Origin of the sequence: Streptomyces sp. NPDC001868 (assembly GCF_040297125.1) — a bacterium.
Classification (GTDB): Bacteria; Actinomycetota; Actinomycetes; order Streptomycetales; family Streptomycetaceae; genus Streptomyces.
On record NZ_JBEOYO010000011.1, the window covers coordinates 106,511 to 119,270 of the forward strand.

10 protein-coding genes are annotated in these 12,760 nt (G+C 72.9%); 3 read left to right on the forward strand and 7 right to left on the reverse strand.

All coding sequences use genetic code 11. The features are described from left to right. Positions 1-18 precede the first annotated feature (18 nt). Together ABT147_RS16010 and ABT147_RS16015 are read left to right on the forward strand one after the other, a co-directional pair. Positions 19-510, forward strand: coding sequence for a DUF6328 family protein (locus ABT147_RS16010; protein WP_351406184.1), 492 nt, complete (start codon positions 19-21; stop codon positions 508-510). 150 nt (positions 511-660) lie between these two features. Then, a complete protein-coding gene (locus ABT147_RS16015; protein WP_351406186.1) occupies positions 661-3,897 on the forward strand; it encodes an amidohydrolase family protein in 3,237 nt (1,078 codons plus the stop codon). A 41-nt stretch (positions 3,898-3,938) separates the two neighbouring features. Here the strand turns inward: ABT147_RS16015 and ABT147_RS16020 are convergent, their stop codons facing one another. The 6 genes from ABT147_RS16020 to ABT147_RS16045 form a co-directional block, all read right to left on the reverse strand. Next, a complete protein-coding gene (locus ABT147_RS16020; RefSeq protein ID WP_351406188.1) occupies positions 3,939-5,162 on the reverse strand; it encodes a 4-hydroxybenzoate 3-monooxygenase in 1,224 nt (407 codons plus the stop codon). Between the two features lie 76 nt (positions 5,163-5,238). Further along, positions 5,239-6,234 carry a threonine/serine dehydratase family protein gene (locus tag ABT147_RS16025; RefSeq protein ID WP_351406369.1) on the reverse strand — a complete coding sequence of 332 codons (996 nt, stop codon included), beginning with the start codon at positions 6,232-6,234 and terminating at the stop codon, positions 5,239-5,241. Positions 6,235-6,452: 218 nt separating this feature from the next. Next, positions 6,453-6,803: a UBP-type zinc finger domain-containing protein gene (locus ABT147_RS16030; protein ID WP_351406190.1), complete on the reverse strand. Its 351-nt coding sequence runs from the start codon at positions 6,801-6,803 to the stop codon at positions 6,453-6,455. Beyond that, a complete protein-coding gene (locus ABT147_RS16035; RefSeq protein ID WP_351406193.1) occupies positions 6,800-8,296 on the reverse strand; it encodes an ATP-binding protein in 1,497 nt (498 codons plus the stop codon). The genes ABT147_RS16030 and ABT147_RS16035 overlap by 4 nt, the downstream gene beginning before the upstream one ends. Before the next feature lie 19 nt (positions 8,297-8,315). Further along, the gene (locus ABT147_RS16040; protein ID WP_351406195.1) at positions 8,316-9,992 is read right to left on the reverse strand and encodes an NAD(P)/FAD-dependent oxidoreductase; all 1,677 of its coding nucleotides are present in this window, start codon (positions 9,990-9,992) and stop codon (positions 8,316-8,318) included. Positions 9,993-10,089: 97 nt separating this feature from the next. Then, complete coding sequence (locus ABT147_RS16045; RefSeq protein WP_351406197.1) at positions 10,090-10,446, reverse strand: VOC family protein; 357 nt, start codon at positions 10,444-10,446, stop codon at positions 10,090-10,092. Positions 10,447-10,503: 57 nt separating this feature from the next. On the opposite strand from ABT147_RS16045, the gene ABT147_RS16050 reads away from it, so the two are divergent. Then, positions 10,504-11,376: a universal stress protein gene (locus ABT147_RS16050; protein WP_351406200.1), complete on the forward strand. Its 873-nt coding sequence runs from the start codon at positions 10,504-10,506 to the stop codon at positions 11,374-11,376. Between the two features lie 40 nt (positions 11,377-11,416). Here ABT147_RS16050 and ABT147_RS16055 read toward each other — a convergent pair whose 3' ends face one another. After that, on the reverse strand, positions 11,417-12,664 hold the full coding sequence (locus tag ABT147_RS16055; protein ID WP_351406202.1) for a DUF4032 domain-containing protein: 1,248 nt from the start codon (positions 12,662-12,664) through the stop codon (positions 11,417-11,419). Positions 12,665-12,760 lie beyond the last annotated feature (96 nt).

The window sequence follows — 12,760 nt, forward strand, 5'->3', positions numbered from 1 at the left end:
ACCCGACCGGGAGGACCCGTGACCCAGGCGCACGGCAACCAGGACCGAGGCCGCGACGAGACGGAGGACGAACGCGCCGACCGCCGCTGGAACGAACTCATCCAGGAGGTGCGGGTCGCGCAGACCGGGGTGCAGATCCTCTTCGGATTCCTGCTGACCGTCGTGTTCACCCCGCGCTACGAAGAGTTGGCGCAGGCCGACAAGACCATCTACATCGTGACCGTCATGCTCGGCGCCGCCGCCACCGGCGCCCTCATCGGGCCCGTCTCCTTCCACCGCATCGTCGCCGGCCGCCGCATCAAACCGGCCGCCGTGCGCTGGGCGGGCCGGCTGACCGTCGCGGGCCTGATCCTGCTCCTCGCCACGATGACGGCGGCACTGCTGCTCATCCTGCGCGTGGCCACCCACGACGAGTACGTGCCGTGGCTGGTGGGCTGTGTGCTCCTGTGGTACCTGCTGTGCTGGTTCGCGCTGCCCGCGTGGATCCGCGGCCGCCGCGCCGGGGAGTGACCCCGGGCGCCGTCACACCCCGCGGCGACCCCGGGCGCCCGTCACGCCGGCGCGTGATCCCGGCCGCCGTCCCACCGGCGGGTGACAGCCCCCGATGGCGTGAATGGCGGTGTTGCCGGTGGGCCGTGTGGTGCGCGAGCGTGCGGTGTCATGGACCGTGATCAGAGTCGCCGCATCCCGCCCCTGAGCCGCCGTCAACTCCTCGCCGCCACCGGTGCCACCGGGGCCGCCGCGGTCCTCGGCACCGTCGCCGTCGGCGCCGCCGCACCCGCCATGGCCGGGCCCCGCGCCCCCGGCACCGGCCTCTCCCTCACCTTCACCCGGGCCACCAACGGCTCGGCGACCCTCGCGCCCGCCGGCGACAGGCTCATCGCCGAGATCCAGAGCGGCCTGTGGTCCCTGCCGCGCACCGGCGGCACGGCCGTCCCCCTCACCCCGGCCGGCCTCGAACCCAACCGGCCCACGTACTCCCCGGACGGCACCCTCGTCGCGTTCTGCGCCTACCAGGGCGGCGGCTTCCACCTCTGGACCGTGCGCCCCGACGGCTCCGACCTGAAGCAGCGCACCGACGGCCCCTGGGACGACCGGGCCCCGGCCTGGTCGCCCGACGGCACCCGGCTCGCCTTCGGCTCCGAACGCGGCGGCGACCCCGGCGGTGCCTCCCACGCAAGCCCCTACCGCATCCACGTCCTGGACCTCGGCACCGGCGACATCACCCCCGTCACCGGCCTCCCGGACCAGGACGGCCCCCTCCAGGACGGCGGCTGGGAGGACTTCGACCCGACCTGGTCCCCGGACAGCACCCGGCTGCTGTTCGTCCGCGCCAAGGTCGTGACCACGGGCACCACCCCGACCGTCGAGTCCCGCACCGTCGCCGCCGTGGCCGCCGACGGCACGGGACCGGTGACCGTCGAGCACACCGAGACCGAGGCCGCCCAGGTCATGACCCCGGCCCTCGCCCCCGACGGCCGCCTCGCGTATCTGCGCACCACCGCGTCCCCGAACGGCTCCTGCACCCTCGTCGTCGCCGGACGGCCCGTCCCGGTCGACGGCGACCTCGCCCCCGTACCGCCCCGCTGGACGGCGGCGGGCGAACTGCTGGTCACCCTGGACGGCCGGTTCACCCTCGTACGCCCCGAGGAACCCGCCCGGCCGGAGGCGATCCCCTTCGAGGCCGCGCTCCCGGTGGACCGGCCGCGCTACCGGATCAAGGAGTACGACCTCGGGGAGGCGCGCGTACGGCCCGTGCGGGGCATCCATCTGCCCGCGCTCTCGCCGGACGGCCGGAGCATCGCCTTCGCCGCCCTCAACTCGCTGTGGCTGGCCGGTACTTCGGGCGGACGCAGGCCGAAGAGGCTGCGGAAGTCGCCGCCCACCCGGACCCTGCTCGCACCCAGCTGGGCACATGACGGGAGGTCGCTCGTCTACGCCGACGACCGCGACGGACTCCTCGGTGTGTACCGGCACGATCTGGCCACCGGCGAGGAGACCGCCCTCGCCACCGGCGGCCGGGTCATGCCCGCGCTCTCGCCCGACGGGAAGCGGCTCGCCTGCCTCGACATGGCCGGACGGCTCGTCGTACGGGACCTGGCGAGCGGCGAGGAGCGTGTCCTCGTGGCACCGCTCGGCGGGGGCGGGCTCCCCGGCAGGCCGAGCTGGTCGCCCGACGGCAGATACCTCGCACTGTGCGATCGCAACCGGCTCGGCGCCCGTTTCCGCGAGGGCTACAACCTGATCCGGATCGTCGACACCACGACCGGCGCCGACCGGCTGCACGCGGTCGCGCCCCACACCTCGATCGCCGATCGGTACGACTCCGGCCCCGTCTGGTCGCCCGACGGCCGCTGGATGGCCGTGATCGTCGAGTCCGCCCTCTGCCTGCTGCCCGTCACCCCCGACGGCACCCCACGCGGAGAGCTCCGCACCCTCACCACCGAACCCGCCGACCACCCCACCTGGTCCGGCGACTCCAAGACGCTCCTCCACCAGTCCGGCACCAGGCTCCGTCTCGTAGATGTTTCCGGCGGTTCCGGCGACCACGCCCGCACCGTCCGGGTGCCGCTCGACCGCACCCGGCCCGCGCCCGCCGACACCGTCGTCCACGCCGGACGCCTGTGGGACGGCACCGGCGAGACCGTCCGCGACGACGTCGACATCGTCGTACGCGGCGGACGCATCACCGCCGTAGAACCCCACCGGGGCAACCGCCGGGCCGCCCTGCGCCGGATCGACGCCTCCGCGCGGACCGTCATCCCCGGCCTGTGGGACACCCACACCCACCCCTGGCACAGCACCTACGGCAGCCGCCAGGCCACCGGCCAGCTCACCTACGGCGTCACCACCGCCGTCTCCCTCGGCGGCTTCGCCTACGAACAGGTCCGCATCCGCGAGGAGGTCAACGCCGGCCGGCTCGCCGGACCCCGGCTGCTCACCACCGGCGAACTCCTCGACGGCGCCCGGGTCGCGTACAGCATGGGACGCGCCCACCGTACGAAGGCGGGACTGCGCCGCACCCTGGAACGCGGCGCGGCGCTCGACTGGGACTTCGTCAAGACCTATGTGCGGGCGCCCGGTTGGGTCATGAGCGAGGCCGCCCACTTCGCCCACGAACGCCTCGGCGTGCGCACGGGAGGCCATCTGCTCTCCCCGGGCGTCCAGCTCGGCCAGGACCTGACGACCCATCTGCAGGCCACCCAGCGCGCGGAGTTCGGCCACGCCATCACCGCGAGCGGCCGGGCGTACGAGGACGTGGTCGAGATCTACGCCAAGGAGGGCGTGGACTTCTCCCTCATCGCCACCCCCTTCACGGCCGCACCCCTCATGGGCGCCGATCCCTCCCTGGCCGACGACCCCCGGGTCACGGTCGTGATGCCGCCCTGGGACGCCGCCCTCGTCCGGCAGGGCGCCGGGATTCCGCCGACCCCCGCCCAACTCGCCGCGCTGCGCACCGAGACCGACGTCTACCGGCGGATCCTGGCCGCCGGCGGCATCATCGCCCTCGGCACCGACCAGCCGCTCGGCCCCGTCGGACTCTTCCTCCACCTCGCCCTGCGCGCCCTGCACGACGGCGGACTCACCCCGGCCGAGACCCTGCGCACCGCGACCGCGCTCCCGGCCCGGCTCTTCGGCCTCGACGACGACCTCGGCACCGTCGAGACGGGCAAGCTCGCCGACCTGACCGTCGTCGACGGCGACCCCTTCACGGACTTCGCCGACCTCATCCGTACGGTGTCGGTCCTCAAGGGCGGAAACCCTTACACCACCGAGGAGTTGGTGGCCGCGTACCGGCCCACCGCCCGGCGTGCGAAGGCCGCCGGGAGCGAGGAGGAGTGGCTGGAGGTCGCCCGGCTGATGCGACAGGACGGGTGCTGCCACTACGCGCACTGAGGGAAGGGAAGGCGGGCCCGGGAAGGGTTCTTCCGGGCCCGCTAGTGGTCGGTGTCCTTGCCGATGAACAGCTCCGCGAAGGTCGACGCGGCGGTCGGGGAGCCGAGGAGACGACGGAGCCGGGCGGTGGCGGCGCCCGCCCGGAACGCGTCGCCGGACGACGGCCCGTGCAGCAGCTCGGCCAGCCACTGCGAGAACTCCTGGTAGTGCCAGACCCGGCGCAGACAGGCCTCCGAGTAGCCGCGCAGCCCGCTGTCGTCGCCCTTTCCCAGACAGGCGATCAGCGCGTCCGCGAGGAGCAGGGCGTCGTGCAGCGCGAGGTTCATGCCTTTCGCGGCGATGGGCGCGACGAGGTGGGCGGCGTCGCCCGCGAGGTGGAGGCGGCCGTACGTCATCGGCTCGGTGACGTAGTTGTGCATGTCGAGCACCCGCTTCTCGACCAACGGGCCCTCCGTGAGCGGCCGGGCGCCGGGCACGGCCAGCCGGGCGTGCAGCTCGGACCAGACCCGCTCGTCCGGCCAGTTCGCCGGGTCGTCGCCGGCCGGGACCTCCAGGTAGTAGCGGGTGACCTCGGGGCTGCGCGCCATGTGCCCGGCGAAGCCCCGGGGATGCACACCGAGGACGACGCAGTCGGACGACGGCGGCGCCTCGGCGAGCAGCGCCAGCCACCCCACCCCATGGTCGTGCCGGGCGACCGTCGTGTGCTCCGGCGGCAGCGCGGTCCGCGTGACACCGCGCGCGCCGTCGCACCCGGCGACGAACTCGCAGCGCAGCAGCCGTCGTTCGCCGGTCGCCGGATCCACGTACGACACGGACGGCCGCTCGCCGTCGATGTCGTGCAGCTCGACCTCCCGCACGCCGAAACGGATGTCGCCGCCCCGGACGTCCGCGTACTCCCTGACCAGATCCGTCACGAGCAGCGGCTGCGGATAGACGTAGTGGTGGTGCCCGGTCAGCTCCGTGTACGGGAACCGCCGGCGCTCACCGGCGAAACGGAACTCGAACTCCGTGTGCGTCGGCGCCCGTTCCACGAGCCGGCCGGCCAGCCCGCGCCGCTCCAGCGCCCGCACCGCCCACTCCTCCAGGAACCCGGCCCTGGGCCGCCGCTCGATGAACTCCCGGCTCTCCGTCTCCAGCACCACACAGTCCACGGAGGCGGCCCGCAGGAGGTTGCCGACGGTCAGTCCGGCGGGTCCGGCGCCGACGATGACGACGGGGGTGTGCTCGGCCGGGGAGGGACCCGAGAGGGGAGTGGGGGCGGTCACCCGAGCATTATGCCGGGTGACCTGTGAGCCGCTTCAAGTGACGTGCAGGGCACGGGTGTTGGGGTGACCGTCCGGGTCACCTCAGCCCGAACCGCCGCGCCCACTCCTCGACGTCGGCCGTCGTCGCGTTGCCGCCGCAGACCACGAGGCCCAGGCGGGCGCCGTCGCCGACGCGGTCCAGGACCTGCCGGGCCGCCGGCAGCAGGCAGCCCGCGGCGGGTTCCGTCCACACCTTGGCGTGCTCGGCGAAGTCCAGGACGCCCTGGACCGCCTCGGCGTCGGAGACCACGAGGACGTCCTCGACCAGGGCGGCCACATGGTCGTAGGTGAGCTGCGAGGCGGAGGGGGCGCTGAGCGTGGTGACGATGGACGAGAGGGGGACCGTCACGGGGCCGGCCGCCGCCAACGCCTCGGTCATGGCCGTGGCGCCGACGGTCTCCACGCCCCAGACCCGGACCTCCGGGCGCAGGGCCCTGAACGCCGTCGCGACACCGGCGATGAGGCCGCCACCGCCGATGCTGACGAGCACGTCGGTGAGGGCGCCGGGGCCGTCCGGCTCCTCGACGTCCCGAAGCTGCTCCATGTCCTCGATGAACTCCAGGCCGACCGTGCCCTGACCGGCGATCACCAACGGGTCGTCGAAGGGGTGGACGAGAGTGAGCCCCTCCGACCGCAGCCGCTCGGTCAGCGCGAACGCCTCCGCCATGCCGTCGGTGAGCCTGAGCGACGCGCCGGCGGCCTCGACGAGGTCCTGGGCGCGTCGGGGAGCGGTCCTCGACATCACCACGGTCGCCTTGATGTGCAGCGCGGCGGCCATGTGCGCCAGCGCGATCCCGTGGTTGCCGCCGCTGACCGCGACGACACCGGCCGCCCGCTCGGCGGCCGTCAGCGTCAGGAGCTTCGCCGTGGCGCCGCGGGCCTTGAAGGAGCCGGTGCGCTGGAGCAGTTCCAGTTTCGTGGTGACCTGGGTGCCGAGGAGGGCCTCCAGCCCTGGGCTCGGGACGGTCGGCGTCCGCACGACATGCCCCGCGATCCTCGCGGCAGCGTCCTGGATCTCGGAGATCCCGATCAACACATCCACCTCGTCAAGTTCTTCGCGTTCGGCTGCGGGCCCGGTGGGGGCTGGTCGCGCAGTTCCCCGCGCCCCTGAAAGCTTCAGGTTCCGCGGGCCTGAAAGGCGACGGGGCCTGCGGGCCTGAAAAAGCACGGGGCGCAGCCCCTGCTTTTTCAGGGGCGCGAGGAACTGCGCGAGAAGCCCCACGCACCCGCACCCGACGATCCGGCCTCACCTCACCGCAGCCCCTGGGCCCAGTCCCGCGGGACGCGCCCCGCAGGGCCCGGTGTCGGCTGGTCGGCGGGATGGCTGAGGGGCGGGGCGAGGTCGGGACCGGACTCGTACATCTCGGACGTGTCGTAGTTCCAGAACCAGGACTCACCCGGTTCGTAGCTCCGCACGAGCGGATGCCCCGTGGCCCCCGCGTGCGCGGTCGCGTGCTGGGAGGGGGAGGAGTCACAGCACCCGACGTGCCCGCACTGGGCGCAGCGCCGCAGATGGAACCACCACCCCCCGGCCTCGTCGCACTCCACGCATCCGTCACCGCTCGGCGGGACGGCGGGATCGATTCCGGCGGGCAGGGTCATGAGGCCTCCTCGGGGGCGTGGTCGGGTTCGTCGGCGAGTGTCAGGTCCAGGTCGGCCGCCGGCGCGGTGAGCGGCAGGAAGACCTGGAAGCGGGTGTCGCCGGGCCGGGAGTGGACCTCGATGTGCCCGTGGTGCTTGTTGACGACGATGCGCCAGGAGATGTCGAGGCCGAGCCCGGTGCCCTGCCCGACCGGCTTGGTGGTGAAGAACGGGTCGAAGATCCGGCCCCGGATGTCCGCCGGGATTCCGGGCCCCGTGTCGCGGAACTCCACGAGCACCTGATCCCGGTGGTCCAGTGCCGTCCGTACCGTCAGCGTGCCCGCCCCGCCCGCGTTGCCGATCGCCGCGACCGCGTTGTCGATCAGGTTCGTCCACACCTGGTTCAGCTCACCCGGATAGGCGGGGATGCGTGGCAGTGTGCGGTCGTAGTCCTTCACCACCTCGATCCGGTCGCCGATCTTCCCGGAGAGCATCAGCAGGGTGCTGTCGAGGAGTTCGTGGACGTCGGCGTTCTGGTAGGGCGCGCGGTCCAGCTGCGAGTACTGCTTCGCCGCGTCGACGAGCTGGGTGATACGCGTGGTGGAGTCCTCGATCTCGTTCATCAACAGCTCGGTCTCGACGGTGTAGTTGAGCCAGCGCACCGCCCCTTCGAGGGTGTGCTCGTCCACCGCCGCCGCGACCTGGTCGAGCCAGGCGGTGTCGAGCCCGGCCTGCACGAAGTTCGGCGCGAGCTCCCAGCCGCCCGCGATGCCGTGGTCGTCGAGCCAGTCCGTCAGCTCGTCCTCCCGGTCGGAGGCCTCCAGCGGACTGAGCGGACTCGCCTTGGCGACCTGCTCCGCCGTCCGCTCCTGAAGATCGACCAGCGACTCCAGCGTGGCCCGCTTGTACGGCCCGGCGGCGATCACCCCGAGCTTGTGCCGCATCCCGGCGACGCGCTCCCGCAGTGCCGAGGTGGCCCGGACCGCCGCCGCGGCGGGGTTGTTCAGCTCGTGGGTGAGTCCGGCCGACAACGAGCCCAGCGCCAGCAGACGTTCACGCTGGTTGATGGTCCGCTGGGTGTTCTGGCTGCCGAAGAACAGGCCCTCCAGCAGATGGACGGCCATGGGGAACCACTCGCGCATGATCCGGGCGAAGGAGTCCGCGGGGAGGACGAAGAATCGGGACGGGACCGTGACCCGCATGGACCCCTTGTAGCGGGCCTGGTCCGCCTGGTCCCCCAGATACGCCTGGAAGGCGCCCGCGTACACCCCGACCTGGGAGCTGCGGCTGACCTCCACGTCGTCGTCGCCGACCTGCCTGGACAGCACCACCGTGCCCTCCAGGAGCACGAAGAAGCAGGTGGCCGGCTCGCCCTCCCGGTAGACAGGACCGGGCTCGAACCGCTCCACCCGGCCCTCCCGGCACAGCCGGTCCAACTGCTCGTCGGCCAGCTTCTCGAACAGGAACAGACGGCCCAGCTCCGCCCGGTCGCACGGCGAAGGCTGCCCGCTCATGACCGGGCCCCGGTGGTTGTCATGACTGCTCCAGATACCTGTGCACCAGCATCACGGCCATCGCTCCCTCTCCCACCGCGGACGCGACCCGCTTCGCGGACTCCGACCGCGCGTCCCCGGCGACGAACACACCGGGCACATTGGTCTCCAGGTGGTACGGCGGCCGGTCCAGCTCCCAGCCCGCCGGGGGACCCCCGTCCGGGGTCATGTCGGGCCCGGCCACGATGAACCCGCGCTCGTCGCGGAGCACGGTGCCCTCCAGCCAGTCGGTGTGCGGCTCGGCGCCGATGAACACGAACAGCCACTGCGCGTCGACGAGTTCCTCACGCCCGCTCGCCACGTCCTTCAGCGTCAGCTGCTCCAACTGGTTCGTGCCGTGCGCGGCCTCCACGACCGTGCCGGTGCGCACGAAGATGTTGGGGGCCTCGGCGAGCTGCTGGATCAGATAGTGCGACATGGACGCGGTCAGCGAGTCGCCGCGTACCAGGAGGGTGACCGACTTGGCGCCCCGGGACAGGTACATCGCCGCCTGCCCGGCCGAGTTGGCGCCGCCCACGATGTACACGTCGTGCCCCTGGCAGCCGGCGGCCTCGGTCAGCGCGGAGCCGTAGAACACCCCGCAGCCGGTGAGGTCCGCGCAGCCCGGCGCGGCGAGCTGCCGGTACGACACGCCGGTCGCCAGGATCACGCTGTGCGCGGCGACCGCCGACCCGTCGGAGAACCGGACGGTCCGCGCCGCCCCGTTCACCTCCAGGCCGCTCACCTCGCGGGCGGTGAGGATCTCCGCCCCGAACTTGGTGGCCTGCCGTCGGGCCCGGCCGGTGAGCTGGCCGCCGGACACGCCGTCGGGGAACCCGAGGTAGTTCTCGATGCGTGAACTCTGGCCCGCCTGCCCGCCCGTGGCCGACCGCTCGACGAGGAGCGTCCGCAGCCCCTCCGAGGCCCCGTACACGGCCGACCCGAGCCCGGCCGGTCCGCCGCCGATGACGACCAGGTCGTAGAAGTCCTGGGCCGGCGTCGTCGCCAGCCCCACCTTCTCCGCCAGCTCCGGGTCCTCGGGCTCGATCAGCGGCGTACCGTCCGGCGTGACGACCAGCGGCAGCCGCTCCCCGTCCGTACCGGCCGCCGCGAGCAGCCGCCGGCCCTCCGGCTCGTCCGACGAGTACCAGCGGTACGGCACCTGGTTGCGGGCCAGGAACTCCCGTACGCCCGACGACCGCGCCGACCACCGGTGCCCGACCACCTTCGTGGTGCCCACACATCTGCGGTCGGCCGCCCGCCAGGCCTGCAGCAGGTCGTCCAGGACCGGGTAGAGCTTCTCCTCCGGCGGGTCCCACGGCTTCAGGAGGTAGTGGTCGAGGTCGATGACGTTGATCGCGTCGATCGCCGCGCCGGTGTCCGCGTACGCGGTGAGCAGGACCCGACGCGCTCCCGGGAAGACGTCCAGCGCCTGTTCCAGGAACTCGATGCCGTTCATCTCCGGCATCCGGTAGTCGGCCAGGATCACCGCCACCTGGTCCCCGCGCAGCTTCAGCTCCCGCAGGGCCTCCAGCGCCGCCTGCCCGGACTCCGCCCGCACGATCCGGTACGACTCGCCGTACCTGCGCCGCAGGTCCCGCGCGACCGCACGGGACACCCCCGGATCGTCATCCACGGTGAGGATCACGTTCCGCGCCGGACCGACCGCCTGAGTCATACGCCTCCACCCCGAGCCAATGCGCCCATCGTATGTTCGACCGTCCGGGTTCGCTCGGTTTCCGGAGGGCCGCGGGCCGGGGGCTCCGGGCGAGGCCTCAGCTCTTGCGCGGGGCCAGGACGCAGAACTCGTTGCCCTCCGGGTCCTGGAGCACCACCCACGGCTCGTCACCGGTCTGCCCGACGTCCGCGTGCCGGGCGCCGAGGGCGAGGAGGCGGGTGACCTCGGCCTCCTGGTCGACGGGGCGGAAGTCGAGGTGCAGGCGGTTCTTGACGGTCTTGGCGTCCGGACCGCGTGCGAACAGGAGGCCGGGAAGGCGGTCCGGGGCCGGACGGATCTCGTACTCCTCGGGGGATTCGTCGACCACCACCCAGCCGAGCGCCTCGGCCCACCAGCGACCCAGGGCCACCGGATCGGCGGAGTCCACCAGCAACTGCTCCCACTCCAAGGTCATATGGCGAGCGTAGTGAAGACTGGGCCCGTCAGCCATGTGACTACAGAGAGGTGGCCGATGACGACGGGCCCGATCACCGCCGCAGTGGACGGTACGTCCGAGAGCCTGGCCGCACTGGCGTGGGCCGGCCGGGAGGCCGTACGCCGGGGCCTGGCGCTGCGGGTGGTGCACGCGTGGCGGGGGGAGCCGCACGAGGCGGTCGGCGTGGACCGGGACGGGCAGGAGCGGTGGGCGCGGGAGGCGCTCGCCGAGGCGGCGCGGGGGGTCTCCGAGCGGCACCCGGAGCTGACCGTGACGACGGACCTGGTCGAGGGCCCGCCGGTCGCCACCCTGGTCGGTGCCGCCGAGCACGCCGAGACCCTGGTGCTCGGCTCGCGCGGGCACGGCGCGGTGGTCGGCTTCCTGCTGGGCTCCGTCGGACAGCAGGTGATCGTCGAGTCACCGCGTCCCGTCGTGCTCGTCCGCGCCGAGGACAGCCCCGCCGGGGAGGCCGCCGGACGTGAGGTCGTCGTCGGCCAGCAGGGCACCCCGGAGGACAGCGCGGACGTCCTGCGGTTCGCCTTCGAGACGGCGGCGGCCCGTGGGGCGTCCCTGCGGGCGGTCCGGGCGTGGGCGCTGCCGCCGCTGTACGCGTACAGCCCGGGCTCGCTCAAGCTCCTCGACGAGGCCGGGGGCCTGGAGCCGTACGAGACGAAGGCCCTCGCCGCCGCGCTGCGGCCGTGGCGGGAGCGGTTTCCCGAGGTGCCGGTGACCCAGCACGTCGAGATGGGCAGCGCCGGGCAGGTCCTGCTGTCCGTGGCGCAGCGGGCCCAGCTGATGGTGGTCGGGCGCCGCGCCCACCGTACGGCCGTCGGCGCCCGCATCGGCTCGGTGGCCCACGGCGTCCTGCACCACGCGCACTGCCCGGTGGCCGTGGTCCCGCACAAGTGACCCGGGCCGGCGGTGGTCCCGGTCCGGGGGTTCACGTGGTTCACATGGGGGTGACGTCGTCCACCGACGGCGGCAGCAGGGCCAGTGTCCCCGGCAGGACGTTGTCGATGTAGTCCTTCACCGCCATGTCGAGGCCGATGTCGTGCTGCGCCCGCTCGGACAGGTACCAGCGGTGTTCGAGGAGCTGGTGGTAGATCTCCGCCGGGTCCACCGCACCCCGCAGTTCGAGCGGGACGGCCCGTACGGTCGGGCGGAACACCTCCCGCACCCAGCGGTGGGCCAGCACCTCGGGGCGGGCGCCGAGGGGGTCGCCCGGGGCGTAGTCGTCCTGGGTGGCCATCCAGCTCTCCAGGTCGTTCAGGAGCCGCCGGGCCTGATTCTCCTCGGTGTCCAGACCGGTCAGCCGCAGCAGCTGGCGCTGGTGGTGGCCCGCGTCGACGACCTTGGGCACGAAGGTCACCGTGTCGCCGTTGTTCGAGTGCTCGATCTGCATCTCGGCGACGTCGAAGCCGAGTTCGTTGAGCCGGCGGATCCGGCGCTCGATGTAGTGGTACTTCCCGGCCGGGTACACCGATCTGCGCGTCAGCTCCTCCCACAGCTTGTGGTAGCGGGAGCAGATCTCGTTGCCGAACTCGATCGCGTCCACCGACGGGTGCAGCGCACCGGACGCCTCCAGGTCGAGCAGTTCGCCGCTGATGTTGACCCGGGCGAGATCGAGGTCGTACTCGCGCTGTCCACTGCTCAGCTGCGGATGCAGATCACCCGTCTCGGCGTCCACCAGATACGCGGCGTACGCGCCCGCGTCCCGCCGGAACAGCGTGTTGGACAGCGAGCAGTCGCCCCACGCGAACCCGGCGAGGTGCAGCCGCACCAGCAGGACGGCGAGGGCGTCCATCAGCCGGTGCATGGTGGCCGGGCGCATGGTCGTCTCGAACATCGAGCGGTACGGCATCGAGCCGCCCAGATGCCGGGTGATCAGCACCGGCTCCAGCGGTTCGCCCGCCTCGTCCGTGCGGCCGGTGACCACACCGAGGGCGTCCACGGCGGGGATGCCGAGCCGGTCCAGGTCCCGCAGCAGCTCGTACTCGCGCAGGGCGGGCCGCTCGGCGAGCTCCTTGACGGCGACGACCTCGTCGCCGGCGCGGGCGTAGCGCACGACGTGGCGGGAGATGCCCCGGGGGAGCGGAACGAGGTAGTGCTCGGGCCACTCCTCCAGCGGCAGGTGCCACGGCAGTTCGAGCAGGAGCGCGGGGTGTTCCGGGTTGGTGGCGCTGATCTGCAGTGCCATGGGTCCTGGTCCTCTGCCTTCGTCTCACGGTGGTGCGGAGTGCCGGCGGCAAGCGGTTGTCCGCTTCCGCCTGGAGCATCTCCGCATCCGGAGGAC